The organism is Rhizobium aethiopicum (genome assembly GCF_900094625.1).
GTDB classification, from domain to species: Bacteria; Pseudomonadota; Alphaproteobacteria; order Rhizobiales; family Rhizobiaceae; genus Rhizobium; species Rhizobium aethiopicum.
In genome coordinates this window covers 55,024-79,529 of the sequence record NZ_FMAJ01000010.1, presented here as the reverse complement: position 1 = coordinate 79,529, position 24,506 = coordinate 55,024, and the positions used below count along the sequence as shown (strand labels likewise).

The 24,506-nt window shown below is 61.9% G+C and carries 23 protein-coding genes and 1 pseudogene; 12 read left to right on the top strand and 12 right to left on the bottom strand.

The window, feature by feature from the left end; genetic code table 11:
- Positions 1 to 60: 60 nt before the first annotated feature.
- The 4 genes and pseudogenes from ftsY to GA0061105_RS20945 form a co-directional block, all read right to left on the bottom strand.
- Positions 61 to 1,653, bottom strand: coding sequence for a signal recognition particle-docking protein FtsY (gene ftsY, locus GA0061105_RS20960; protein WP_092752596.1), 1,593 nt, complete (start codon positions 1,651 to 1,653; stop codon positions 61 to 63).
- Positions 1,654 to 1,669: 16 nt separating this feature from the next.
- Complete coding sequence (mtaB, locus tag GA0061105_RS20955) at positions 1,670 to 2,941, bottom strand: tRNA (N(6)-L-threonylcarbamoyladenosine(37)-C(2))-methylthiotransferase MtaB (protein WP_064696589.1); 1,272 nt, start codon at positions 2,939 to 2,941, stop codon at positions 1,670 to 1,672.
- Positions 2,938 to 3,843, bottom strand: a complete 906-nt coding sequence (dapF, locus tag GA0061105_RS20950; RefSeq protein ID WP_092752594.1) for a diaminopimelate epimerase — start codon at positions 3,841 to 3,843, stop codon at positions 2,938 to 2,940. The genes mtaB and dapF overlap by 4 nt, the downstream gene beginning before the upstream one ends.
- Positions 3,844 to 3,971: 128 nt before the next feature.
- Positions 3,972 to 4,178: pseudogene (locus tag GA0061105_RS20945) on the bottom strand (hypothetical protein); the annotation flags it as partial.
- Positions 4,179 to 4,577: 399 nt separating this feature from the next.
- Between GA0061105_RS20945 and ffh the strand changes: the two are divergent.
- The 9 genes from ffh to leuC all read left to right on the top strand — a co-directional run bounded on the left by ffh (position 4,578) and on the right by leuC (position 12,572).
- Positions 4,578 to 6,155 carry a signal recognition particle protein gene (ffh, locus tag GA0061105_RS20940; RefSeq protein ID WP_064696591.1) on the top strand — a complete coding sequence of 526 codons (1,578 nt, stop codon included), beginning with the start codon at positions 4,578 to 4,580 and terminating at the stop codon, positions 6,153 to 6,155.
- 16 nt (positions 6,156 to 6,171) lie between these two features.
- Complete coding sequence (locus GA0061105_RS20935) at positions 6,172 to 6,492, top strand: chorismate mutase (RefSeq protein WP_064696592.1); 321 nt, start codon at positions 6,172 to 6,174, stop codon at positions 6,490 to 6,492.
- Between the two features lie 48 nt (positions 6,493 to 6,540).
- Positions 6,541 to 6,912, top strand: coding sequence for a 30S ribosomal protein S16 (gene rpsP / locus GA0061105_RS20930; RefSeq protein WP_064696593.1), 372 nt, complete (start codon positions 6,541 to 6,543; stop codon positions 6,910 to 6,912).
- Between the two features lie 116 nt (positions 6,913 to 7,028).
- On the top strand, positions 7,029 to 7,595 hold the full coding sequence (gene rimM, locus GA0061105_RS20925) for a ribosome maturation factor RimM (protein WP_064696648.1): 567 nt from the start codon (positions 7,029 to 7,031) through the stop codon (positions 7,593 to 7,595).
- 5 nt (positions 7,596 to 7,600) lie between these two features.
- A complete protein-coding gene (trmD, locus tag GA0061105_RS20920) occupies positions 7,601 to 8,305 on the top strand; it encodes a tRNA (guanosine(37)-N1)-methyltransferase TrmD (RefSeq protein ID WP_092752767.1) in 705 nt (234 codons plus the stop codon).
- A 310-nt stretch (positions 8,306 to 8,615) separates the two neighbouring features.
- Entirely contained in the window at positions 8,616 to 9,152 is a 537-nt protein-coding gene (gene rplS / locus GA0061105_RS20915; RefSeq protein WP_064696594.1) for a 50S ribosomal protein L19, read from the top strand.
- Between the two features lie 139 nt (positions 9,153 to 9,291).
- Positions 9,292 to 10,089, top strand: coding sequence for a transporter substrate-binding domain-containing protein (locus tag GA0061105_RS20910; protein WP_092752592.1), 798 nt, complete (start codon positions 9,292 to 9,294; stop codon positions 10,087 to 10,089).
- 11 nt (positions 10,090 to 10,100) lie between these two features.
- Entirely contained in the window at positions 10,101 to 10,919 is an 819-nt protein-coding gene (locus tag GA0061105_RS20905) for an amino acid ABC transporter permease (protein ID WP_092752590.1), read from the top strand.
- A 243-nt stretch (positions 10,920 to 11,162) separates the two neighbouring features.
- Positions 11,163 to 12,572: a 3-isopropylmalate dehydratase large subunit gene (leuC, locus tag GA0061105_RS20895; protein WP_092752588.1), complete on the top strand. Its 1,410-nt coding sequence runs from the start codon at positions 11,163 to 11,165 to the stop codon at positions 12,570 to 12,572.
- Positions 12,573 to 12,680: 108 nt separating this feature from the next.
- On the opposite strand, the gene GA0061105_RS20890 is transcribed toward leuC, so the two are convergent.
- Positions 12,681 to 13,511 carry an aldo/keto reductase gene (locus tag GA0061105_RS20890; RefSeq protein ID WP_064696598.1) on the bottom strand — a complete coding sequence of 277 codons (831 nt, stop codon included), beginning with the start codon at positions 13,509 to 13,511 and terminating at the stop codon, positions 12,681 to 12,683.
- Positions 13,512 to 13,642: 131 nt separating this feature from the next.
- Positions 13,643 to 14,164 carry a L,D-transpeptidase family protein gene (locus GA0061105_RS20885; protein WP_092752586.1) on the bottom strand — a complete coding sequence of 174 codons (522 nt, stop codon included), beginning with the start codon at positions 14,162 to 14,164 and terminating at the stop codon, positions 13,643 to 13,645.
- 168 nt (positions 14,165 to 14,332) lie between these two features.
- Between GA0061105_RS20885 and GA0061105_RS20880 the strand changes: the two genes are divergently transcribed.
- Positions 14,333 to 15,016 (top strand): response regulator transcription factor, encoded by a 684-nt coding sequence (locus GA0061105_RS20880; protein ID WP_011427159.1) that lies wholly within the window; start codon positions 14,333 to 14,335, stop codon positions 15,014 to 15,016.
- Between the two features lie 135 nt (positions 15,017 to 15,151).
- The gene (locus GA0061105_RS20875; RefSeq protein ID WP_092752584.1) at positions 15,152 to 15,607 is read left to right on the top strand and encodes a cyclic nucleotide-binding domain-containing protein; all 456 of its coding nucleotides are present in this window, start codon (positions 15,152 to 15,154) and stop codon (positions 15,605 to 15,607) included.
- A gap of 6 nt (positions 15,608 to 15,613) precedes the next feature.
- On the opposite strand, the gene GA0061105_RS20870 is transcribed toward GA0061105_RS20875, so the two are convergent.
- The 6 genes from GA0061105_RS20870 to tesB all read right to left on the bottom strand — a co-directional run bounded on the left by GA0061105_RS20870 (position 15,614) and on the right by tesB (position 23,196).
- Positions 15,614 to 16,417 carry an exodeoxyribonuclease III gene (locus tag GA0061105_RS20870; RefSeq protein ID WP_064696650.1) on the bottom strand — a complete coding sequence of 268 codons (804 nt, stop codon included), beginning with the start codon at positions 16,415 to 16,417 and terminating at the stop codon, positions 15,614 to 15,616.
- Between the two features lie 153 nt (positions 16,418 to 16,570).
- Positions 16,571 to 17,239: an outer membrane lipoprotein carrier protein LolA gene (locus tag GA0061105_RS20865; protein WP_064696601.1), complete on the bottom strand. Its 669-nt coding sequence runs from the start codon at positions 17,237 to 17,239 to the stop codon at positions 16,571 to 16,573.
- 140 nt (positions 17,240 to 17,379) lie between these two features.
- On the bottom strand, positions 17,380 to 20,052 hold the full coding sequence (locus tag GA0061105_RS20860) for a DNA translocase FtsK (protein ID WP_092752582.1): 2,673 nt from the start codon (positions 20,050 to 20,052) through the stop codon (positions 17,380 to 17,382).
- A 244-nt stretch (positions 20,053 to 20,296) separates the two neighbouring features.
- On the bottom strand, positions 20,297 to 21,721 hold the full coding sequence (locus tag GA0061105_RS20855) for an ammonium transporter (RefSeq protein ID WP_092752580.1): 1,425 nt from the start codon (positions 21,719 to 21,721) through the stop codon (positions 20,297 to 20,299).
- A gap of 29 nt (positions 21,722 to 21,750) precedes the next feature.
- Complete coding sequence (locus GA0061105_RS20850; protein WP_003543684.1) at positions 21,751 to 22,101, bottom strand: P-II family nitrogen regulator; 351 nt, start codon at positions 22,099 to 22,101, stop codon at positions 21,751 to 21,753.
- Between the two features lie 210 nt (positions 22,102 to 22,311).
- Positions 22,312 to 23,196 carry an acyl-CoA thioesterase II gene (tesB, locus tag GA0061105_RS20845; protein ID WP_092752578.1) on the bottom strand — a complete coding sequence of 295 codons (885 nt, stop codon included), beginning with the start codon at positions 23,194 to 23,196 and terminating at the stop codon, positions 22,312 to 22,314.
- Between the two features lie 84 nt (positions 23,197 to 23,280).
- Between tesB and GA0061105_RS20840 the strand changes: the two genes are divergently transcribed.
- A complete protein-coding gene (locus GA0061105_RS20840; protein ID WP_092752576.1) occupies positions 23,281 to 24,495 on the top strand; it encodes a ubiquinone biosynthesis hydroxylase in 1,215 nt (404 codons plus the stop codon).
- Positions 24,496 to 24,506: the final 11 nt, after the last annotated feature.

Genomic DNA, 24,506 nt, shown 5'->3' with positions numbered 1-24,506 from the left:
ATTGCTGAAAACCCGTTTCCCGACCGTCCCTTGCAGGCTTTCGGCGGCATATCTGTGGCATCATTGCCCGAGCCCGGCAATGGCATGGGCGAAATCCTCGGCCTCGAACGGCTCCAGATCGTCCACACCCTCGCCGACGCCGATGAAATAGACCGGCAGCTTGTGCTTGGCGGAAATCGCGACGAGGATGCCGCCGCGGGCGGTGCCGTCGAGCTTGGTCATGATCAAACCGTTGACGCCGGCGACATTGCGGAAAATCTCGACCTGGCTCAGCGCATTCTGACCGGTCGTGGCGTCGAGCGTCTGCAGCACGGTGTGCGGCGCATCGGGATCGAGCTTGCCGAGCACGCGCACGATCTTCTCGAGCTCGGCCATCAGTTCGGCCTTGTTCTGCAGCCGGCCGGCCGTATCGACGATCAGCACGTCGCATTTTTTCGCCTTGGCCTGTTCGAAGGCGTCATAGGCAAGGCCGGCGGCGTCAGCCCCGAGCTTGGTGCCGATGAATTCGGAATTGGTGCGCTCGGCCCAGATCTTCAGCTGCTCGATCGCCGCCGCTCGGAACGTGTCGCCGGCAGCCAGCATCACCTTCAGCCCGGCGCCGGAGAGCTTCGCAGCCAGCTTGCCGATCGTCGTCGTCTTGCCGGTGCCGTTGACGCCGACGACGAGGATGACATGAGGTTTGTGCGAGAGATCGAGTTGCAGCGGCTTGGCGACAGGCTTCAAAACCTTGGCGATTTCGGACGCCATGATACGGCTGACATCCTCGCCGGTCACATCCTTGCCATAGCGCTCGGACGCCAGCGTATCGGTTACGCGCAGCGCCGTCTCGACGCCGAGGTCGGCCTGGATCAGCAGGTCCTCGAGATCCTGCAGCGTCTCGTCGTCGAGCTTGCGCTTGGTGAAGAGCGCAGTGATCTGGCCGGTCAGTTGCGAGGAGGTGCGCGCGAGGCCGTTGCGCAGGCGCTGGAACCAGCTGAGTTTCGGCTGCAGGGCAACCGGTTCGGGTTCGGCGACCTTCGGGGCGGTTGCGAAGCCTTTTGGGAGAATGGGAGATTCAGCCTTCGGCCGTTCCGCGGTCGTCTCCGAAGGCTCGGCGGGTGTGATACCCCCCTCTGCCCTGCCGGGCATCTCCCCCACAGGAGGGGAGATCGGCTGAACGGCAATCTCGTGCTCCACATCAAGCTCGGGCGAAATCTCTTCCGGAAGCGCGTCTGCGGCTTCCGCGGTCTCCTCGATCGGAGCCGGCGCCTTGAGCTCCGAACGATCTCCCCCCTTTTGGGGGAGATGTCCCGGAGAGACGGAGGGGGGTATTTCCGCAACGGTTTCGACGGGCGCCTGGATTTCGGCCTGCACTTCCGCTGCCGCCTCGGCCTCCAGCAATGAAAGCGGCACGACGCCGATATCGCTCAGCTGGTCCGCAGTCGGCAGGATCGAGGGTTCGACATCAGCAACAGTCTCCTCGACCCCGCCCTCGTCAATATCAGCAGCCGGTCCGCCGGCCGTATCCATTTCCTCGGGAAGAACCGGATCATCCGCAATCGGCAGGTCTTCGTCGCGCGAGCGCGGCTCGAGCTCCCGTTCCACAGGCTCTGGCACAGGCGTGTCAGCCGGCTTGCCGAAGGTGAAGACCTTTTTAATGAAACTGAGCGCCATGGGGATTCCGTAAAAGTCAGGCCGCCGCGGCCGTCAATTGCATGTCGAGGTGCTTGCCATTGTGGCCGGTGATCGTCCCCGGCACAAGTTCACCGGGACGAAGCCCGGCGGCAGCGACCAGCGTGAAATTCTCCGTATGCGCCAGGCCGTTGTTTTCGACAAGCAGCCACTGCCGGGTTCCGACCATGCCATCGAGATGGGATTGATGCAGCCTATGTCCAGTCGCGCGCAGCCGTGCGGCGCGATCCTTGACCAGCGACCGGTCGAGTTGCGGCATGCGCGCAGCCGGCGTGCCTGGACGCGGGCTGTAGGGAAAAACATGCAGATGCGCGATACCAGCCTCTTCGGCGAGCCGCACGGCATTGGCGAACATCTCTTCCGTTTCGGTGGGGAAACCGGCGATCATATCGGCGCCAAAGCTCATTTCGGGGCGAAGCCGGCGCGCCTCCTCGATGAAACGCAGCGCATCGGCGCGCGAATGCCGGCGCTTCATCCGCTTCAGGATCATATCGTCGCCATGCTGCAGCGACAGATGCAGATGCGGCATGAAACGCGGCTCGTCGGCGATGAGGTCCATCAGATGAGCGTCTGCCTCGATGCTGTCGATCGAGGAAAGCCTGAGGCGGCGAATATCCGGGAGCTGCTTCAGCAGCGTCTTCGCCAGCAGCCCGAGCGTCGGCGCGCCCGGCAGATCGCCGCCATAGCTGGTGGCGTCGACCCCGGTCAGCACGATCTCGCGATAACCGCTGTCGACGAGCTTGCGGGCCTGGTCGACGACCGCGCCCATCGGCACCGAGCGGGAATTGCCGCGGCCATAGGGGATAATGCAGAAGGTGCAGCGGTGGTCGCAGCCGTTCTGCACCTGGATGAAGGCGCGCACATGGCCGTCGATGTGCCTGACCATCTGCGGCGCCGTCGCCTTGACACTCATGATATCGTTGACGCGCAGCTTCTCTTCGGCCGAAACGCCGAAATCCGGTAGGCTGCGATAGGAGGCGCTTGCGAGCTTTTCCTCGTTGCCGAGCACCGCGTCGACCTCCGCCATGGCGGCGAACGTCTGTTTTTCGGTTTGCGCGGCGCAGCCGGTGACGATGATGCGGGCGTGCGGATTGTCGCGCCGCGCCCGGCGAATCGCCTGACGGGCTTGGCGCACCGCCTCGCCGGTCACCGCACAGGTGTTGACCAGGATGGCGTTGTTGAGCCCGGCCTTTTCGGCCTGCGCCTTCATCACTTCGGATTCATATGTGTTGAGGCGGCAGCCGAAGGTAATGACCTCGACACCGCTCACTGCGCTTCGACCTCTCGGGGACCGTCGTGCGACCAGAGACCGGTCGAGGGATCGACCCGGCCGGACCATTCCCATTCCGCCGGCCCGGTCATGACGACATGATCGTCACGCTCGCGCCATTCGATCGAAAGTGTCGCCGGCGGTTTGGCGCTCGCCACATTGATCGTCACCTTGCGGCCGGTGCGACCGGTGCGCGCCGCACTGACGGCGGCGGAACAGGCGGCCGAGCCGCAGGCAAGCGTCAGCCCCGCGCCGCGCTCCCAGGTGCGCGTCGTCAACGATGTCGGCGAGGTCACCTGCGCCAGCGTGACATTCGCACGCTCGGGAAACATCGGATGGTTTTCCAGCAACGGCCCGAAGCGGGCGAGATCATAGGACATCACGTCCCTGTCCACCCAGAAGATCGCATGCGGATTGCCCATCGACATCGCCGATGGCGAATGCAGCACCGGACTGTCGATCGGCCCGATCTGCAGCTCGATCCGGCTGGTGTCGTGAAATTCTTCCGCCAGCGGGATCCTATCCCAATCGAAGACCGGCCTGCCCATATCGACGGAGATTGTCCCATCCTCGTGTTCGACGGCATTGAGAATGCCGGCGACCGTCTGGAAGGTGAAGGCCTTCTTTCCGGTCTCGGCGGCAAGCGCCTGCACGACGCAGCGTGTGCCGTTGCCGCAAGCCTGCGCCTTCGATCCGTCGGAGTTCAGGATATCGATAAAGGCATCGGTGCCGTCGGCCTTCGGATCATGGATCGCCATGATCTGGTCGAACTCGGTCTCAGGATCGGCATTGAGCGCCACCGCCGCTGCGGGCGTCACCTTGTCCGCCCGCCCGCGCATGTCGACGACCAGGATCTTGTTGCCAAGCCCGTTCATCCTCGCGAATTCGACCGTTGCGCTCATGGTATCATTCCGTCCGTCTTTCCGCTGTATATGGCGGAAACGCTAAGGAATTACCAGTGGGTGGGTGTCATGCAGGCGTTGCAGCCGGCCGAGGCTTCAGGCAGTCCGGCTTCCATCTTGCTCGCCGCGGGCTCGAACGACGCTGAATGCGCCTCGACGATGGCGGCGGTAATGACCTTTCGGAGCTCGTAGACCAGCGAGCGGGACCGTTTGCGGTCCAGATCCTGTGCCGCTTTTGCAAGACTAAGGCCTTCGTTCAGGACAATATTATGGGCCCGTGCCAGCGCCCAACTTTCAATATCGGGATTGATCATTCGATATCTCCGCCGGATCATCCGGCATCAAGGATATTCACGAATCATTTTTACAGGATGCACTTAAGAAGAAAGTAGAATCGTAAGCCGAATATTTTGCAACGGGGCTGTATAGCTAATTTGGACTTCGAGCGGAAATTATAACGTCTCGCACCCTGTCGCATGGCTTCGAAAGCCCCCATGCGGTCGTCTCTCCGCATTCGCCTTGACTTTCCCGCTGCTTTCCTGTTTATCGCGCCCAATCCGCGACGAGCCGCATGACTCCGAGCCGCCGACCGGGACTTCGAGATCCCGGAGGTCAACACCCGACAGCGCGATGCGCCCTCGGGTGCTTTTTGGCTTTGCGTCTTGTTTTCGTCACGGAAAAGCACGACGTTTCCGGGCATATCGAACCCGCCCGAAACGTATAAGGAAGAGCCGATGTTTGAAAACCTCCAGGACCGTCTTGGATCCATTCTGAATGGACTGACAGGCCGTGGCGCGCTTTCGGAAGCCGATGTTTCCGCAGCGCTGCGGGAGGTTCGCCGTGCGCTGCTGGAGGCCGACGTCGCGCTCGACGTCGTGCGTTCCTTCACCGACCGCGTGCGTGAAAAGGCCGTCGGCGCCGAGATCCTGAAGTCGATCAAGCCCGGCCAGATGGTCGTCAAGATCGTCCATGACGAACTGATCGAGATGCTCGGTGGCGAAGGCGTGGGCATCGACCTGCATGCACCGGCCCCGGTGGTCGTCATGATGGTCGGTCTGCAGGGCTCGGGCAAGACGACGACGACGGCCAAGATCGCCAATCGCCTGTCGACGCGCGACAAGAAGAAGGTGCTGATGGCGTCGCTCGACACGCGCCGTCCGGCAGCCCAGGAGCAGCTTCGCCAGCTCGGCGCCCAGACCAATATCGACACGCTGCCGATCATCGCAGGCCAGTCGCCGACCGATATCGCCGCCCGCGCCGTGCAGGCGGCCAAGCTTGGTGGCCACGACGTCGTCATTCTCGACACCGCCGGCCGCACCCATATCGACGAGCCCTTGATGGTCGAAATGGCCGACATCAAGAAAAAGTCGAACCCGCATGAAATCCTGCTGGTCGCCGATAGCCTCACCGGCCAGGACGCCGTCAACCTCGCCCGCAATTTTGACGAACGCGTCGGCATCACCGGCCTCGTGCTGACCCGCATGGACGGCGACGGCCGCGGCGGTGCGGCCCTTTCGATGCGCGCCGTCACCGGCAAGCCGATCAAGCTGATCGGCGTCGGCGAAAAGATGAGCGAGCTTGAGGAATTCCATCCCCGCCGCATCGCCGACCGCATCCTCGGCATGGGCGACATCGTTTCGCTCGTCGAGCGCGCGGCCGAAAACATCGACGCCGAGAAGGCGGCCGCCATGGCCGCCAAGATGGCCAAGGGCAAATTCGACCTCGACGACCTCGCCGACCAGCTGCGCCAGATGCAGAAGATGGGCGGCATGGGCGGCATCATGGGCATGATGCCCGGCATGGCCGGCATGAAGGACAAGATGGCCGCCGCCGGTCTCGACGACAAGCTTTTCGGCCGCCAGATCGCCATCATCCAGTCGATGACCAGGGCCGAGCGCGCCAATCCCGACCTGCTCAAGCATTCGCGCAAGAAGCGCATCGCCGCGGGCTCCGGCACCGATGCCGCCGCCATCAACAAGCTTCTGAAGATGCACCGCCAGATGGCCGACATGATGAAGATGATGGGCGGCAAGGGCAAAGGCGGCCTGATGAAGCAGATGATGGGCGGCCTTGCCGGCAAGATGGGGCTTGGCGGCGGCGGCATGGGCGGCATGCCCGATCTCTCGAATATCGATCCCCGTCAGCTCGAAGCCCTGCAGAAGCAGGCGGAAGCGGCGGGGCTCGGAAAGCCGGGTGGGGGTATGCCCGGTCTCGGCGGTCTGCCGGGTGGTTTGCCGGGCCTCGGCGGCGCCAAGCTGCCGGGTCTTGGCGGTGGTTTCCCGGGATTGCCCGGCCTGCCGAAGAAGAAGTGAAAGGATCGCTTGCCCCATGATTGATCCAGAAGTCAAAGCCCAGCTCGCGAGCTATCGTCAGTCGATCGACAATATCGATGCCGCTCTCGTGCACATGCTGGCCGAACGCTTCCGCTGCACCAAAGAGGTCGGCGTGCTGAAGGCCAAATATAATCTGCCGCCGGCCGACCCGGCGCGCGAGGAATACCAGATCGAACGCCTTCGCCAGCTGGCGAAAGCCGCCAATCTGGATCCGGATTTCGCCGAGAAGTTCCTGAACTTCGTCATCAAGGAAGTCATCCGGCATCATGAGCAGATCGCTGCGGACCACGCTGAACAGAGCGCCGCAGCCCGATAACCATACCGCCCTACGAAGCGGTCAAGAAAAGCCTAAGGAGTAAAGAACATGGCACTGAAAATTCGTCTCGCCCGCGGTGGCTCCAAGAAGCGTCCGTACTACCACGTCGTTCTCGCCGATGCGCGCAGCCCGCGTGACGGCCGCTTCCTCGAAAACCTCGGCTCCTGGAACCCGATGCTCGCCAAGGACGACGAGAAGCGCGTTCAGCTGAACGCCGAGCGCATCAAGCATTGGCTCGACAACGGCGCCCAGCCGACCGACCGCGTTCTGCGCTTCCTCGACGAAGCGGGCGTTGCCAAGCGCGAAGCCAAGAACAACCCGGTCAAGGCAAAGCCTGGCAAGCGCGCCCAGGAGCGTGCCGCCGAAAAGGCTCAGAAGATCGCCGACGCCGCAGCTGCTGCTGCCGACGCCGCGGAATAATCGGGACATCCGTCGATCGAGCGGGCGGCATGGCGACATGCCGCCCGTTTTCGTTTCCAATCGCCCGCACTTCGTTTATGAGAAGCCTGTCTTTCCGGCTTCACATGAAGGAACCCATGACAAAGCTCGAAAACCCCGTTCTGATGGCGACGATCGGCGGCGCGCAAGGCCTGCGCGGCGAAGTGCGCGCCAAGGCCTATACGGCCGATCCGGCCGCGCTCGGCGATTACGGCCATCTGCACAGCATGGACGGACGCAGCTTCGAAGTCCTCGAAATCCGCGAGACGAAAAACGTCGTCGTAGTTCGTTTCCGCGGCATCAACGACCGCAACGCCGCCGAGGCGCTGAACGGGCTGGAACTTTATATCGAGCGCGACAACCTGCCCGACGAAGAGCTTGAGGACGACGAATTCTACTATGCCGATCTCGAAGGCCTCGAAGCGCTTGATGACAAGGGCGTCAGCTACGGCATGGTCACCGGCGTTTTCGATTTCGGCGCCGGCGATCTCCTGGAGCTCAAGGGCCCGGGCAAACGCCCGGTTCTCATTCCCTTCTCCGAAGCCTCTGTGCTCGAGATCGATCTCGAAGCCGGGACGCTGCTGATCGATCCGTTGGCGGCCGGACTGGTCGACGACCCCGAGCTTTCGCAATTCACCCCCGATAAGCCGAAAAAGAAGAAGTGACGCCGATGGCCTTCCGGGCGAGCGTGCTAACGCTCTATCCTGAAATGTTTCCGGGGCATCTCGGCTTTTCCCTCGCCGGCAAGGCGATGGAGCGCGGGCAATGGTCGCTGGATGCGGTGCAGATTCGCGACTTCGCCACCGATAAGCACCGCACCGTCGACGACACCCCGGCTGGCGGCGGCGCCGGCATGGTGCTGAAACCCGATGTGCTCGCTCGCGCGATCGACAGTGCTTCGCAAGACGACGCCCGTCCGCGCCTGCTGATGAGCCCGCGCGGCCGGCCGTTGACGCAGCAGCGCGTGCGCGAACTCGCGGCGGGTGACGGCGTCATCATCGTCTGCGGTCGCTTCGAGGGCGTCGATCAGCGGGTGATCGAGGCGCGCGGGTTGGAAGAGGTCTCGATCGGCGACTATGTGCTGTCGGGCGGCGAGCCGGCCGCGCTGGTCCTGCTCGATGCGATCATCCGCATTCTGCCTGGCGTCATGGGCAATGACCTTTCCGGCCTGCACGAAAGTTTCGAAGGCGGGCTGCTCGAACATCCGCATTATACCCGGCCGCAGGAATGGGAAGGGCGCGACATTCCCGCGATTCTGACGTCGGGCAACCACGGCGCCATCGAGAAATGGCGTCACCAGGAGGCGTTGCGGCTGACTGGGGAGCGACGGCCGGATCTGCTCGAAAGGGCCGGCGCATCCGCCCAAAAGTCCTAATCGATTTTGCAAAGGACGATGCGCGGATTCAAAGTGTTGCAGCGTCCTTTTGCGCATCTGAACGATGCGCGGCCCTGTAAGACGAGAAAAACGGCCGATTCCGCCGGCCTTTTCACAAAAACGTCGCGCGAGGGATGACAAGCCCCGGCCTATGGTGTATTGGCGCACGCGGAAATGGGGTTAGCCCCGTCTGCCAGCAAACAAAGAATGGCGAATCCGCTCCAGCCCTGAAAGGGCAAAATCCTGAGGCGAGACCAAAGGATCCGTGTCGAGCGCTCTGGCTGTTTCAGAAGAACCAAAGGTTAAGACGATGAACATCATTCAGCAGCTTGAGGCCGAACAGGCCGCCAAGATCGAAGCCAAGCGCACCCTCCCCGAATTCTCCCCGGGCGACACCGTCCGCGTCAACGTGAAGGTCACGGAAGGCAACCGTACCCGCGTGCAGGCCTACGAAGGCGTCTGCATCGCCCGCTCCGGCGGCGGCCTGCAGGAAAACTTCACCGTCCGCAAGATCTCCTACGGCGAAGGCGTCGAGCGCGTATTCCCCGTTTACTCGCCGATGATCGAAAGCGTCGACGTCGTTCGCCGCGGTAAGGTCCGTCGCGCCAAGCTCTATTACCTCCGCGACCGTCGCGGCAAGTCCGCTCGTATCGTTGAAGACACCGGCGTTCGCGCCCGCAAGCTCAACGACGCCGAGCGCGCCGCTGTCGCCGAGGAAAAGGCACGCATCGAAGCCGAGAAGGTCGCAGCCGCCCAGGCGCTCGCCGCCGAGAAGGCAGCAGCCGAAGCTGCGGAAGCCAAGGCTGCTGCTGAAGCAGCTGCCGCAGCGGAAGCTGCAGCAGAATAATATCTGCGCAAAATTCTGTTTGTGGAAAGGCGGTCTTCGGGCCGCCTTTTCTATTTTTTGCGCCCCCATGCAGCCGGCGGCCTTGCCTCACACCTATCTTCCGTGACAGTTTTTGCCGTTCAATTTGGGAAACCGTTCAATGTTGTTCCGTCGTACCGTTCTTGCTGGCTTTGCCGCCCTTGCTCTTCTGCCCCTGACCGCATCGGCCGCCGAACTGCCCGATCTTGGCGGCAAGAGCGTCGTCGTCGTTACCGAAAATGCCTATCCGCCGCTGCAGTTCGTCGATCCGAAATCGGGCAAGGCGATCGGCTGGGAATATGATGCGATGAACGAGATCGCCAAGCGGCTGAACTTCAAGGTCGAATACCAGAACACCAGCTGGGACGCGATGATCCAGGCGGTTTCCGACGGCCAGTACAACATCGGCATGACCGGCATCACCATCAAGGACGACCGCAAGCAGAAGGTGGACTTCTCCGATTCCTACATGCGCTCGCAGCAGTTCATGCTGGTGCGCGGCGACGAAAAACGCTTCACCGATGCCAAGTCCTTTGGCGCCTTCAACGACGGCCTGATCGGCGCCCAGCCGGGTACTTCGCCTTTCTACACCGCCGTCTATGAAATCCTCGACGGCAACGAACAGAACCCGCGGATCAAGCTTTTCGAAACCTTCGGCGCAACCGTTCAGGCCCTGAAGACCGGCGACGTCGATCTAGTCCTGACCGACAGCGTCGCTGCCAAGGGCTACGTCGATTCCTCGAACGGCGCCCTGAAGGTGGTCGGCGAACCGCTCGGCACCGAAGACTTCGGCTTCATCTTCCCGAAGGGTTCGGATCTCGTCGCCCCCGTCAATGCCGCCATCGCCGCGTTGAAGGCGGAGGGCACCTTCGATGCGCTGAACAAGAAGTGGTTCCTCGACTACAAGATGGGCGAATAATCCCCCGAGCAATGGCGCCGCAACCATTCCCGCGACAGGAGAAGGAAGACCGCCCCTGGTGGCTGGCCCTCCTCATACTGATAGGCGTAGTACTCGCCGTCGTCATCGTCACCAACGACATTTACACGCAGGTCTTCCGGACCGTCGTCAATGGCGCCGGCATTACCGTGTTCGTGACACTGGTCGCCTTTATGCTGGCGACAGTGCTTGGTCTCGGCATCGCGTTGCTTGGCCTGTCCGACAGTATCGTGCTGCGCCAGATCGCCCGCTTCTACATCGAGATCATCCGCGGCATCCCCATCCTGGTGCTGCTTTTCTACGTCGCCTTCGTCGGCGCACCCGGTCTCGTGACGGCCTATAACCTCATGATCACACCCTTGGTGAAATCAGGTATTGCCGAGCCGATCCTCGTGCGCGACCTGTCGCTGATGTGGCGCGCCATCATCGCACTGATGATCGGCTATTCCTCGTTCATTGCGGAAATCTTCCGCGCCGGCTTCCAATCGGTCGATATCGGCCAGATCGAGGCAGCCAAGTCGCTCGGTCTGTCGCGCTACCGCCGCTTCCGGCTTGTCGTCTTCCCGCAGGCGATCAGGGTGATCTTCCCGCCGCTCTCCAACGACTTCGTTTCGATGGTGAAGGATTCCTCCCTCGTTTCCGTTCTCGGCGTCGCCGACATCACGCAAATGGGCAAGGTCTATGCCTCCGGCTCTTTTCGCTTCTTCGAGACCTATTCGATCGTCACCTATATCTACCTGATCCTGACGATCGGCCTATCGCTGGCGCTGCGGCGGATCGAGAAGAAGATGAAGCAGATGCCGCGACGGTAAGGCGCCTCACGATTCGAATTGCCGTTTCGATCGAAAATCGCTATATCCAGCGCCATGGAATCCAAGTTCAGTTGCATTGGTGCGCATATTTTCGTGCTGCAGGATCATTATCGCCTGCCGGCACGGTTCTTTGCTTGCGTATCCGGTGCGCTCAACAGCCGACTTCGTTGATCGAATGACGGCCGGCGGAGCCTGATCCGCTTTTTCCGATTTTCCAAAGCTTTCAAAAACGGACTTAACGCCATGAGCGCACCGCGTACCCTCTACGACAAGATCTGGGACGATCATCTCGTCGACGAGCAGGCAGACGGAACCTGTCTTCTCTACATCGACCGCCACCTGGTCCACGAAGTAACCTCGCCGCAGGCTTTCGAAGGCCTGCGCATGTCCGGCCGCAAGGTCCGCGCCCCGGAGAAGACGCTTGCTGTCGTCGACCACAACGTTCCGACCTCGGCCGACCGCCATCTCGGCATCAAGAACGAGGAAAGCCGCATTCAGGTCGAGCAGCTCGCCAAGAATGCCGCCGAATTCAACGTCGAATATTATTCCGAAAACGATAAGCGCCAGGGCATCGTCCACATCATCGGGCCGGAACAGGGCTTCACCCTGCCCGGCATGACAATCGTTTGCGGCGACAGCCATACCTCCACGCATGGCGCCTTCGGCTCGCTCGCTCACGGCATCGGCACGTCTGAGGTCGAGCACGTTCTCGCCACCCAGACGCTGATCCAGAAAAAGGCCAAAAACATGCTGGTGCAGGTCGATGGCCAGCTGCCGGCAGGCGTCACCGCCAAGGATATTGTTCTCGCCATTATCGGCGAGATCGGCACTGCTGGCGGCACCGGCTACGTCATCGAATATGCCGGCGAAGCGATCCGCGCTCTGTCGATGGAAGGCCGCATGACGATCTGCAATATGTCCATCGAAGGCGGCGCCCGCGCCGGCCTGATCGCCCCTGACGAGATCACCTTCGAATATATCAAGGGCAAGCCGCGCGCGCCGAAGGGCGAGGCGCTCGAACAGGCGATCGCGTATTGGAAGACGCTGAAATCAGACGAAGGCGCTCATTTCGACCGGATCGTCAAGCTCAACGCCGCCGAACTGCCGCCGATCGTCTCCTGGGGATCTTCGCCTGAGGACGTCGTCTCCGTTCAGGGCACCGTGCCGAACCCGGATGAAATCCAGGACGAGACGAAGCGTGCCTCCAAGTGGCGTGCGCTTGACTATATGGGCCTGAAGCCAGGCACGCCGATGACCGATATCAGCATTGATCGTGTCTTCATCGGTTCCTGCACCAACGGCCGCATCGAAGACCTGCGCGCCGTCGCCAAGGTCGTCGAGGGCAAGACCGTCGCCTCGACCGTCAACGCCATGATCGTTCCGGGTTCCGGCCTCGTCAAGGAACAGGCGGAAGCCGAAGGCCTCGACAAGATCTTCAAGGCCGCCGGCTTCGACTGGCGTGAGCCGGGCTGCTCCATGTGTCTCGCCATGAACGACGACCGCCTGAAGCCGGGCGAGCGTTGCGCCTCCACGTCCAACCGCAACTTCGAAGGCCGCCAGGGCTTCAAGGGCCGTACGCATCTCGTATCTCCGGCCATGGCGGCCGCCGCCGCGATCGCCGGGCACTTCGTCGATATCCGCGAGTGGAACTGACCCGTTCGACGGCATGAAACAGAAAGCCGCCCGTGCGTCTCAGCGCATCGGGCGGCTTCTTCCATTGCGGCGTCGACAGCCGATCGGCGGTATTGACCGCAACTCCGATCAGAAGGACGCCGTCATCGGATCTGGCCCCATGCGGGCGGAGGCGCTGTCGAGCGTGGCGATCGCCGCCATGTCCTCGGCATCGAGCTTGAAATCGAACACCTGGAAGTTCTCCTCGATGCGCGACGGCGTCACCGACTTCGGGATGACGACGAGGCCGGTATCGATGTGCCAGCGGATGATCACCTGGGCCGGCGTCTTCTGATGTTTCTTGGCAATCTCGCCAATGAGCTTGTTCGAGATGAACTTGCCTTGTCCGAGCGGGCTCCAGGATTGCGTGACGATGTTCAGCTTCTGGTGAGCGTCTTGCGCCGCCCTTTGCTGGAAGTCGGGATGCAGCTCGATCTGGTTGATGACCGGAACGACGCCGGTCTCGCCGATGATGCGCTCGAGATGTTCGGGATAGAAATTCGACACGCCGATCGAGCGGGCCCGGCCCTCTTCCCGGATGCGCACGAAGGCCTTCCAGGTCTCGGTGTAGAGGCCGCGATGCGGCGACGGCCAGTGAACGAGATAGAGGTCGACATAGTCGGAACCGAGCTTCTTCAGGCTGCCATCGAAAGCGCGCAGCGTATTGTCGTAGCCCTGATCGGTGTTCCTGAGCTTGGTGGTGACGAAGATGTCCTTGCGGTCGAGACCGGAGGAGCGGATGCCTTCACCGACACCCTCTTCGTTGTCGTAGCCGGATGCCGTATCGATATGGCGATAACCCGCGGCAATGGCGGTGCGCACCGTCGGCGCGGCAATCTCCTGCGGCGTCTGCCAGACGCCGAGGCCGACCTGCGGAATGGAATGTCCGTCATGGAAAGTGATGATGGGTTGAGCGGTCACAATATATCTCCGGGAGTTTGAAAAATGGACGGGCATGAATTGCGCCCGCGGATCCACGGACGTCCCTGAACGCGTTTCAGCCTGAGCGCTCGGTCACCAAAAGCATATAGGCGGGCGCTTCCGCAAAACAATCAGAGCACCCGGACAATCGTTCCCTTGCGAAGGTGGGGCAGAAGGCGGCGCATGTCGCTGAGGCTTACGGCGACGCAGCCCGCCGTCGGCTCATAACCTGGCCGGATGAGATGGAAGAAGATCGCCGAGCCGCGATTGCGCGCCCGCGAGGAGATGTTCCAGTCCATCACCAGGCAGATATCGTAGAGCCCGTCGCTGCGCCGTATCTCCTCATGGCTCGCGCCGAACGGCGCCCGGACAAGGCGGTTATAGTTGGCGTTGCCGGGCTGGTCGCACCAGAGCATGTCGGCGCGGATGCGGCGTAGGGAAAGTGCAGTCGAAAGATGGCCGTTCCGCTCGCCGCGCCGAAAGCCTGATATCAGCCTCATCGATGCGATCGGCGTGGCGCCGTCGCCCTCGCGTTTCATGATGGTGCGGCCGGAGCGGCCGATCGCGGCAGGCACAGTGATCGCGCCGAAGCGGACGATCGCGCGGCTCTTCTTCCCCGGCGCCGGGCGCACCACGATGGTGGATGACCTCATCCGCTGGCTCCGCCTTGCTTTTTCCATTTTTCTCGCATGTCTTGCATTGCTTGAGGACTTAATTGAAATCATATGAAATCCTGCCGGGCAACAGCCCCGCCGGCCGATCCTTGCCAAAGCTGCAATTTGGCGTAGGACTAGGGGACTTAACTTTGAGGACGCAACGGCATGACCGCACGAACCATTCTTCTGGTGGATGACGACGAGGACCTTCGCCAGACACTGACGGAGCAATTGTCGCTTTATGAGGAATTCACGGTTCTGCAGGAAGCCAACGCCGGCAAGGGTGTTGCGACCGCCCGTTCGACGCCGGTCGACCTCTTGATCATGGATGTCGGCCTGCCCGATATGGACGGCCGCGAGGCGGTGAAGCTCTTGCGCAAGGGCGGCTTCAAGGCGCCGATCATCATGCTGACCGGCCACGATACCGATTCGGACACGATCCTCGGCCTCGAAGCCGGCGCCAATGACTATGTCACCAAGCCCTTCCGCTTCGCCGTGCTGCTTGCGCGCATCCGCGTACAATTGCGCCAGCACGAGCAGAGCGAGGACGCGACCTTTACCGTCGGCCCCTATCTCTTCAAGCCGAGTCAGAAGCTGCTGACAACCGACAATGGCCAGAAGATCCGGCTGACGGAAAAGGAAGCGGCGATCATCCGCTATCTCTACCGCGCCGAACAGAAGGTCGTCACCCGCGACGTGCTTCTTGAAGAGGTCTGGGGCTATAACTCAGGCGTGACGACGCACACGCTGGAAACCCATGTCTACCGGCTGCGCCAGAAGATCGAGCGCGATCCGTCCAATGCCGAAATCCTGGTGACGGAAAACGGCGGCTACAAGATCATACCCTAGGGCATTTCCGTTTTCTCCGAATCACGGAATGCTCTATCTCTTGTTTTCACGCAGTTCCCGGCAAAAGCGTTTCACGCATTGCCTGGCAAGAGGCCAGGCACTTTTGCTGGAATTGCTCTAAGGCGAAAAGCCCTGATGGCGCTGACTGACGACATTCATCTGCTCTCGCAGCTTCCATTGTTCAGGGACATGAGCGAGGACCAGTTGCGGCTGATCGCCTTCGGCGCCGACCGGCGCATGATCGCCGCCGGCCAAATGCTGTTTCGTCAGGGTTCGCCGGCCGAAAGCGCTTATGTCATTTTGAGCGGCAGTCTGGAACTCAGCACGACGAGCAGCGACGGCATGCACCGGGCGGAGGCAGTCGCCGGGCCGGGAACACTGATTTCCGAGCTGGCGCTGGTCACCCTGGTGGAGCGCAAGTTCACCGCGATCGCACGCGAGGACACCGGCATCATCCGCATCACCCGCGCCCTCTTTCATCGGCTGCTCGAGGAATATCCCGACGCGGCACGGCTGATCGAAAACCGCATCCGCGACAACCTGGCGGAACTTGCGGCAAAGGCCGCAAGCCAGTTCCACCGCTTTAGTTGATTGCCATCAGAAATCAAAATGCGCCGTCACCGGCACGTGGTCCGACGGCCGGTCCCAGCCGCGCGCCTCCTTCAGGATCTCGATCCGCTGGAGATGCGGCCCGAGATCCGATGACGACCAGATATGGTCGAGTCGGCGGCCGCGGTCGGCCGCCTCCCAGTCCTTGGCGCGGTAGCTCCACCAGGTGTAAAGCTTCTCGCTGGCCGGCACGTGCTGGCGCATGAGATCGAGCCAGGCGCCGCGTTTCATCACCTCGAGCAGCCCGTCGGTTTCGACAGGCGTATGGCTGACGATTTTCAGCAGCTGCTTGTGCGACCAGACGTCGTGCTCCAGTGGCGCGATATTGAGGTCACCGACCAGGATGGCCGACGTATTGGCCTCGCCATTGGCTTTCAAGAGCTTCATCTCCTCGATGAAATCGAGCTTATGGCCGAATTTCGGATTGATCGTGCGGTCCGGCTCGTCGCCGCCGGCCGGGACGTAGAAATTGTGCAGCCGGATGCGGCGATTGCCGCGCTCGAACACCGCCGATATGTGGCGGGCATCGCCGACGCCGCAATAATCCTGCCGGTGATCCTCCGTCAGCGGGATGCGCGAGGCGATCGCCACGCCATGATAGCCCTTCTGGCCGTGGATGATGATGTGATCGTAACCCATGGCCCGCAACGGCGCGGCCGGAAAGAGCTCGTTCGGTACCTTGGTCTCCTGCAGGCAGAGAATATCCGGCCTGTGCTTGAGAACGAGCTGCTCAACGATCGGCATGCGCAACCGCACCGAGTTGATGTTCCAGGTGGTGATTGAAAAGCCCATGCCCATGCCCTCTTGCATCCGATCACGCCTGCCAGCCGAACCACAGAACAGTGGCTCGACCCTGGCGCGTTTTCATGAAAGGGCTTTAGAACAAAGGCACACGTGAGGGAACCGGCCGCTTGCAAAAGCGGCCGGAGATCAACCGAAAAGGATTCAGTCGCGTGAAGCCGCCGTGCCCGGAATGCTTTCGTAAGGCACCCGAAAGACGCGGTCGTCGAACTGCACGCCCGTCTTGACGTTGAAGATCATCACCGACGTATCCTTGCCCTGGTTGTCGGTGATCGTCCACTGACGCAGGTCGTAAGTCTTCGGATCGAACATCATGGTGATGGTCGAGTTTCCGAACACCGTATTGTTGCCGAGCGAGATCGTCGTCAGGTCCGACTCCTCCTTCACGCCCTTCACCATGCCGGCGGAAAGGTCGATACGCTGCGCCAGGAGCAGGCTGAGCGGGGTCTTGGAGAGCGGATAGAGATCCCAGGTCTTGAGCTTGCTATTGCCGATGGCGACATTCTTGCCGTCGGCGATTACCCTCATCGGCGACGGGTCGTCATAGTTGAACCGCAGCTTGCCCGGGCGCTGGATAAAGAACTTGCCGCCGGTCTGTTCGCCGCGCGGACCGAACTGGACGAATTCGCCCTGCATCGTCGTCACGCCGGAGAAATGATCGGCGATTGCCTGCGCCGTGCCGGAGGCCGGCGCTGCCGCCTGCGCGATGGCGGCCAAGGGGACCGTGCTAGCGACCGCAGCAACGGCACAAGCGCCGAGAAGATCGCGGCGCGTCATCGCCAGGCCGGAGAGGAAGGAATCGGAGTTACGCATCTAAATCTCCTTTATGCGATCTGGATGCCGCCGAAAGGCGGCGTCTTCAAGGCGTTGCGATCGGCGCACGAAAAGAGACCGGCGTTAATGCCATCACGTTTCCGCCAAAGCGGCCCCACCAGAAATATATGGCGCTTGTCTCAGCGGTCGAGGATGTCACCCTCGGTCGGAACGAGGATTTCTCGTTTGCCGGCATGGTTGGCCGGTCCGATGATGCCTTCCTTCTCCATACGCTCGATCAGCGAGGCGGCGCGGTTATAGCCGATACCGAGTCGGCGTTGGACGTAGGAGGTCGAAGCCTTTCCGTCGCGCAACACAATGGCGACGGCCTGATCATAGGGATCTTCCGATTCCGAAAGGTTCGACGTGCCTGCCGGGCCGCCACCGCCATAATCGCCGTCCTCGTCATCATCGGCGGTAATCGCGTCGAGATATTGCGGCGAACCCTGCGTCTTCAGGTAAGAGACGATCTCTTCCACCTCGACATCCGAAACGAACGGACCGTGGACACGCTGGATACGCCCGCCGCCAGCCATGTAGAGCATGTCGCCCATGCCGAGCAGCTGTTCGGCGCCCTGTTCGCCGAGAATGGTGCGGCTGTCGATCTTCGACGTGACCTGGAAGGAGATGCGGGTCGGGAAGTTCGCCTTGATCGTGCCGGTGATGACGTCGACCGACGGTCGCTGCGTCGCCATGATCACGTGGATGCCCGCCGCACGCGCCATCTGCGCCAGGCGTTGGACCGCCCCTTCGATGTCCTTGCCGGCAACCATCATCAGATCGGCCATCTCGTCGATGATGACGACGATATAGGGCATCGGCCTGAGGTCGAATTCCTCGGTCTCGTACATGGCTTCGCCGGTATGGCGGTCGAAGCCGGTCTGCACCGTGCGGGAGATAACCTCGCCCTTCGACAGCGCCTGTTCGACGCGCGTATTGAAGCCGTCGATGTTGCGCACACCGATCTTCGACATCTTCTTGTAGCGCTCTTCCATCTCGCGCACCGTCCATTTGAGCGCGACGACGGCTTTCTTCGGATCGGTGACGACAGGCGAAAGCAGATGCGGAATCCCGTCATAGACGGAGAGTTCGAGCATCTTCGGATCGATCATGATTAGCCGGCACTGTTCCGGCGTCATGCGGTAGAGCAGCGACAGGATCATCGTGTTGATGGCCACCGATTTGCCCGAACCGGTGGTGCCGGCGACGAGCAGGTGCGGCATCTTCGCAAGGTCGGCGATGACGGCTTCGCCGCCGATGGTCTTGCCGAGCGCCATGGCGAGCTTGGCCTTGCTGCCGTCGAAATCCCGCGACGCGATCAATTCGCGCAGATAGACGGTCTCGCGCGTCTGGTTCGGCAGTTCGATGCCGATCGCATTGCGGCCCGGCACGACGGCAACGCGGGCGGCAATGGCGCTCATCGAGCGGGCGATATCGTCGGCCAGGCCGATGACGCGCGACGACTTGATGCCGGGCGCCGGCTCCAGTTCGTAAAGGGTGACGACGGGGCCGGGACGGACATGGATGATCTCGCCCTTGACGCCGAAATCCTCGAGCACGCCCTCGAGCATGCGGGCATTCTGCTCCAGCGCATCGGCCGACAGTGTCGAATCTCGCACCACGTTCCTGGGCTCAGCGAGCAAATGCATCGAGGGAAGCTGGAACCCCTCCGGACGAATGAACGAACCCTGTGCTTCCCGCTCGCCACGGGCGCCGGGCTTCGGACGCGCGATCGCAGGCACGACGCGAGGCTCCGGCTTGCCGGCGGCTTTCGCCGGCGCGCGGATCATCCAGTCATCGTCATCATCGTCGGGCAGAATGTCGGCCGGGCGCGGCGGCATGTCGGCGTCGAAGGGCGGATCGTCATCCTCATCCTCGTCGTCGATGGAAAGCGACGGCGGGGCGGCGACGCGGCGGGACGAAGCCGCTCGCGGTTCCATCGACGGCTCCATGCGCTCCCCGCGGCCGGCCGGCGCTTTGGCGCGGACCGGTTCGTTCAGCGTGCCGAACTCATCATCGTTGAAATCATAGGGCGACTCGAAATCGCCCTGGCGTCGCTTGCGCGGTCCCATGCCGAAGAGCCGGCGCAGCCGGCCCTGGCTCATGTACCAGGCATGTGTCATGGCGCCGCTGAAAGCAACCCAGCGCGACTCGTCATCTTCCTCGTCCTCGTCTCCGACGACCCGCGCCTTGCTCCTCGTCTCGACATAATCGTCCTCGATTTCGTCATCCGCCTCGCTGCGGCCGACAAGGCCCGACGCAAAGAGCATCATCCACGCGGTCGGCACTGCAAAGATGCAGCCGACGACCATGGCGAAAGTGCCGGTGGGATAAGCACCGACGAAAAGTGCGGGAAAGCGCAGGATCATGTCGCCGATGACGCCGCCGATACCGTTCGGGATCGGCCAGGTGAGCGGCGGCGGGAAACAGCCGATGACGGCTGAGGAAAGCACAGAGCCGGCAAGCCAGGCGCCGATGCGGGCGGGGATACGGTCGAAGCGACGGCCAGAGATCATCGTCAGCGCCCACGCGACGATCGGCAGTATGGACACGACGCTGGCAAGCCCCAGGAACTGCATGACTATGTCGGCAAAGGCAGCGCCGCTGTAGCCGAGAATATTCGTCGGCAGATTGGCGGTAGCGTAGGAATAGCTCGGATCGGCGACGTTCCATGTCGCCAGCGCCGCGACTGAGAACGCCAGCAGCAGAAAGATCGCAAAGCCGATGAGTGCCTGGATCTGCCGCAGCATGAATGCCGAGAAGGAGAACCGATCCGGACGGCCATCCATTGCCGGCGACGTGCTTCTTGCCATGTGTCTAACCCGTCCAATGCCTGAGGGCATGCGAATCGCCGAAGCCTCGCCATGCCAAATGCGTCCGCTCTACCTAACCAGAGTCGGGTTAAAGCGATGTTAACCATGCGTGCCGGCGTGCCCATTCCCGGCGATGAAATGAAAAAAGGCCCGAACCGTTGAAGGTTCGGGCCAAGAGCGGCTCATGGTTAGCGCCGCGACGGGCCATACAGGGCGCCCTCATACCGGGCGCCCAAAGCCGATGTTACGAGTGATAGGCGGCTTCGCCGTGGGTCGCGAGGTCGAGACCTTCGCGCTCGGCTTCGACGCTCACGCGCAGGCCGATGACGACGTCGACGATCTTGAAGAGGATCGCCGAACCGATGCCTGACCACAGGAGCGTCGTGAGAACGCCCTTCGCCTGGTTCAAGACCTGAGTTGCCGTGCCGGCATAGGTGGCGGCGAAATCGGCCGTCGAATAGTCGACGATGCCTGCACCGCCGAGCGCCGGGTTGACGAGGATGCCGGTGCCGAGAGCGCCGATGATGCCGCCGATGCAATGGACGCCGAAGACGTCAAGGCTGTCGTCGTAGTTGAACTTGTTCTTCACGACGTCGACGAAGAAGTAGCAGACCGGCGAGACGATGAGGCCGAGAACGATCGAGCCCATCGGCCCGGCAAAGCCAGCAGCCGGGGTGACGGCGACGAGGCCGGCGACGGCACCGGAAGCGCCACCGAGCATCGAAGCCTTGCCGCGGGCGAGGCTTTCGACGATGCACCAGGATACGGCGGCGGCGGCCGTCGCGACGAAGGTGTTGATCATGGCGAGCGATGCATAGCCGTTGGCTTCGAGGTTGGAACCGGCGTTGAAGCCGAACCAGCCGACCCAGAGCAGCGAGGCGCCGACCATGGTCAGCGTCATCGAATGCGGGGCCATGATTTCCTTCTTATAGCCCGTGCGCTTACCGAGCATGATGGCGCCGACAAGACCGGCGATACCGGCATTGATGTGAACGACCGTGCCGCCGGCAAAGTCGATTGCACCGTAAGAGAAGATCAGGCCGGCCGGCGAGGTGTAGGAGCTCGGACCGCCCCAGAACCAGACCATATGCGCCATCGGGAAGTAGATGAAGGTGACCCAGAGCACGACGAAGAGCATGACGGCCGAGAACTTGATGCGCTCGGCGAAGGCGCCGACGATGAGGCCGGGCGTGATGCAGGCGAAGGTCATCTGGAAGACGATGAAGGTGTATTCGGGAATCGCAACGCCCTTCGAGAAGGTCTCGACCAGCGACGAGGGGTTGACGCCGGCGAGGAAGGCCTTGGAGAAGCCGCCGACGAAGCTGTTCAGAGAGCCGCCGTCGGTGAAGGCAAGCGAATAGCCGTAGGTTACCCAGAGCAGTGCCACGACGGCTGTGATCATGAAGACCTGCATCAGCACGGAGAGCATGTTCTTGGCGCGCACGAGACCGCCGTAGAAAAGCGCAAGGCCAGGGATGGTCATCAGAAGGACGAGCGCCGACGAGACGAGCATCCAGGTATTGTCACCCTTGTCCATCGTGAGAGCAGGAGCAGCAGCGGCGGCAGCAGCGGGCGCAGCCTCCTGGGCAAAGGCGACGGCAGGCGCGAAAAGCGCGGCCGTTGCTGCGCTGGCCCGCGCAAAGGTGGAGGAAAACTTCGAAATTGACATTGGAATTAAGCTCCTTGATCTGCCGTTCTTTACAGCGCTTCTGAATCGGTTTCGCCCGTACGGATGCGCACGGCATGATCGATCGAATAGACGAAAATCTTGCCGTCACCGATCTGGCCGGTCTTGGCCGACGCCGCGATAGCCTCGACCGCCCTGTCGACCAGTTCCGATGCAACCGCGATTTCGATCTTGAGCTTCGGCAGGAAGCTGACGGCATATTCAGTGCCGCGATAGATCTCGGTATGTCCCTTCTGGCGCCCGTAGCCCTTTACCTCGGTTACGGTAAGGCCCTGAATGCCGATCGCCGTAAGGGCTTCGCGGACCTCATCGAGCTTGAACGGCTTGATAATAGCCATCACAATTTTCATCTGGTTTCCCATCCTTCGTTATCCTCGGCGCGGAGCCGACTCTCCTTGCCGCTGACCTTCCTGAACAGCGACCGGCGATAGACATTCAAAGGACGTGCCAGATTCGTGGCTCGGGATAACATATTGAAATATAAAGAATTTATGAAGAAACGCCAATAAACAGGCAAATGATTGGCCAATAAGCGCACAAATAATGCGCAAATTTAAAAATATGCACGTCTTTTAATCATCTGCCTTTTTCCGAATCAGGCCCTCCTGCGCAACGGAAGCGACCAACACGCCCGACCGTGTAAAAAGGCTGCCGCGGGTCAGCCCTCTGGCGCCAGAGGCCGACGGGCTGTCTTGCGTATAGAGCAACCAGTCGTCGAGTTTGCAGGGTCTGTGGAACCACATCGAATGATCAAGGCTCGCCACCTGCAGGCTTTGATCGAAAATGGACGTGCCGTGTGCATAAAGCGACGTGTCGAGCAGCGTCATGTCGGAGAGATAGGCAAGTACCGCCGCCTGATAGAGCCGGTCGTCGGGAACCGGACCTGTGGCGCGCACCCAGACGTCCTGCCTGGGATCGAGCTTCCGGTCGGAAAAATAATGGGTCAGCGAAACGGGGCGGATTTCGATCGGCCGCTCGCGCTCCCAGTATTTCCGGATCGCTTCGGGCGCATGTGCGAGATATTGCTCCTTGATTTGCTGTTCGCCGAGCAGCTCTTCGGGCATCGCCACGTCAGGCATGACGATCTGGTGGTCGAAACCCGGCTCCTCTCCCTGAAAGGAAGCCGACAACGCGAAGATCGCCTTGCCGTGCTGGATCGCGACGACACGCCTTGTGTTGAAGCTCGATCCGTCGCGAATGCGCTCCACCTGGTAGATGATCGGCACCGAGGGATCGCCGGGTCGCATGAAATAAGCGTGCAGCGAATGAACGAAACGCCTGGCCTCGATGGTACGCTGCGCCGCCATCAGCGCCTGGCCGATCACCTGCCCGCCGAAGACCCGCTGCCAGCCGGCCTGGGGGCTGCGGCCGCGGAAGATATCGACCTCGATCGGTTCGAGATCGAGCGTCGCAAGCAGCCTCTCCATCGCCGAAGGTTCTGATGTCTCGCGCGTCATTTTGTATGCCTCCCGGCGGTAGGAAGTGAAGTTGCGATGATCTATATAGGTCATATCTGAGGTACAAGGTACGGGAGCGGCGCGATGCTGGATATGCTGGTTGTGGGCGGGGGTTATGTCGGCCTTTCCGCGGCCGTCGCGGTCAAGCAGGCAGCACCCCATCTGGACGTCACGGTTGTCGAGGCCGCGCCCGAACATGTCTGGAAAAACGATACGCGCGCTTCCGCCGTCATCGCGGCGGCGGCAAAGATGCTGGAAATCTTCGGCATCTGGACCGAGATCGAGCCGGAAGCGCAGCCGATCACCAAGATGATCGTGACGGATTCCCGGACCTCCGATCCGGTTCGCCCGGTTTTCCTCACCTTTGACGGCGAAGTGGCCGAAGGCCGGCCATTCGCTCACATGGTTCCGAATGTCGCCATGGTCGCAGCCCTTCGCGGCGCCTGCGAACGGCTCGGCATCGACATACGCCACGGACTTGGCGCGACGGAGCTCAAAACGCACGACAGCCATGTGACCGTCACGCTTTCGGACGGCAGCACGCTGGACTGCCGGCTGGTGGTTGCCTGCGACGGCGTGCGCTCGAAGCTGCGCGATCTCGCCGGCATCAGGACCGTCACCTGGGACTACGGCCAGTCCGGCATCGTCGCGACCGTCGAACATGAGCGGCCGCATGACGGCTGCGCCGAGGAACATTTTTTGCCGGCCGGCCCCTTTGCCATCCTGCCGCTCCGGAACAACCGCTCCTCGCTTGTCTGGACGGAGCGCACACATGATGCCGACCGGCTGGTCACCGCCGACGATCTGATCTTCGAGGAGGAGCTGGAACGTCGCTTTGGTCATAAGCTCGGGGCGCTCAAGGTTATCGGCGACAAACGCGCCTTCCCGCTCGGCCTGACGCTCGCCCGCTCCTTCGTCGTGCCGCGTTTCGCGCTGGCCGGTGATGCCGCCCACGGCATCCATCCGATCTCAGGGCAAGGCCTTAATCTCGGCTTCAAGGATGTGGCGGCACTCGCCGAAACCATCGTCGAGGCCGACCGCCTCGGCCTCGATATCGGCTCGATCAATATTCTCGAGCGCTACCAGACGTGGCGGCGCTTCGACACCTTCCGCATGGGTGTGACCACAGACGTTCTGAACCGGCTCTTCTCCAACGACGCAATGCCGATCCGCATCGCCCGCGATGTCGGTCTTGGCATCGTCGACCGGCTGCCGCGCCTCAAATCCTTCTTCATCGGCCAGGCGGCGGGAACGACGGCGAAGAACAATCCACGACTGTTGGCCGGCCAAACGATTTGAAGCGGATCTAA

Excerpts from the sequence above, each read along its gene's own strand:
- tesB (WP_092752578.1), bottom strand. The coding sequence starts at position 23,196 with ATGACGCGCGAGACATCAGAACCTTCGGCGATGGAGAGGCTGCTTGCG.
- GA0061105_RS20850 (WP_003543684.1), bottom strand. The coding sequence starts at position 22,101 with ATGGGAAACCAGATGAAAATTGTGATGGCTATTATCAAGCCGTTCAAG.
- GA0061105_RS20840 (WP_092752576.1), top strand. The coding sequence starts at position 23,281 with ATGCTGGATATGCTGGTTGTGGGCGGGGGTTATGTCGGCCTTTCCGCG.
- GA0061105_RS20910 (WP_092752592.1), top strand. The coding sequence starts at position 9,292 with ATGTTGTTCCGTCGTACCGTTCTTGCTGGCTTTGCCGCCCTTGCTCTT.
- rpsP (WP_064696593.1), top strand. The coding sequence starts at position 6,541 with ATGGCACTGAAAATTCGTCTCGCCCGCGGTGGCTCCAAGAAGCGTCCG.
- GA0061105_RS20935 (WP_064696592.1), top strand. The coding sequence starts at position 6,172 with ATGATTGATCCAGAAGTCAAAGCCCAGCTCGCGAGCTATCGTCAGTCG.
- rimM (WP_064696648.1), top strand. The coding sequence starts at position 7,029 with ATGACAAAGCTCGAAAACCCCGTTCTGATGGCGACGATCGGCGGCGCG.
- GA0061105_RS20855 (WP_092752580.1), bottom strand. The coding sequence starts at position 21,721 with ATGTCAATTTCGAAGTTTTCCTCCACCTTTGCGCGGGCCAGCGCAGCA.
- GA0061105_RS20870 (WP_064696650.1), bottom strand. The coding sequence starts at position 16,417 with ATGGGCTTTTCAATCACCACCTGGAACATCAACTCGGTGCGGTTGCGC.
- trmD (WP_092752767.1), top strand. The coding sequence starts at position 7,601 with ATGGCCTTCCGGGCGAGCGTGCTAACGCTCTATCCTGAAATGTTTCCG.
- GA0061105_RS20875 (WP_092752584.1), top strand. The coding sequence starts at position 15,152 with ATGGCGCTGACTGACGACATTCATCTGCTCTCGCAGCTTCCATTGTTC.
- dapF (WP_092752594.1), bottom strand. The coding sequence starts at position 3,843 with ATGAGCGCAACGGTCGAATTCGCGAGGATGAACGGGCTTGGCAACAAG.
- ffh (WP_064696591.1), top strand. The coding sequence starts at position 4,578 with ATGTTTGAAAACCTCCAGGACCGTCTTGGATCCATTCTGAATGGACTG.
- ftsY (WP_092752596.1), bottom strand. The coding sequence starts at position 1,653 with ATGGCGCTCAGTTTCATTAAAAAGGTCTTCACCTTCGGCAAGCCGGCT.
- GA0061105_RS20860 (WP_092752582.1), bottom strand. The coding sequence starts at position 20,052 with ATGGCAAGAAGCACGTCGCCGGCAATGGATGGCCGTCCGGATCGGTTC.
- rplS (WP_064696594.1), top strand. The coding sequence starts at position 8,616 with ATGAACATCATTCAGCAGCTTGAGGCCGAACAGGCCGCCAAGATCGAA.
- leuC (WP_092752588.1), top strand. The coding sequence starts at position 11,163 with ATGAGCGCACCGCGTACCCTCTACGACAAGATCTGGGACGATCATCTC.
- GA0061105_RS20905 (WP_092752590.1), top strand. The coding sequence starts at position 10,101 with ATGGCGCCGCAACCATTCCCGCGACAGGAGAAGGAAGACCGCCCCTGG.
- GA0061105_RS20885 (WP_092752586.1), bottom strand. The coding sequence starts at position 14,164 with ATGAGGTCATCCACCATCGTGGTGCGCCCGGCGCCGGGGAAGAAGAGC.
- GA0061105_RS20865 (WP_064696601.1), bottom strand. The coding sequence starts at position 17,239 with ATGCGTAACTCCGATTCCTTCCTCTCCGGCCTGGCGATGACGCGCCGC.
- GA0061105_RS20880 (WP_011427159.1), top strand. The coding sequence starts at position 14,333 with ATGACCGCACGAACCATTCTTCTGGTGGATGACGACGAGGACCTTCGC.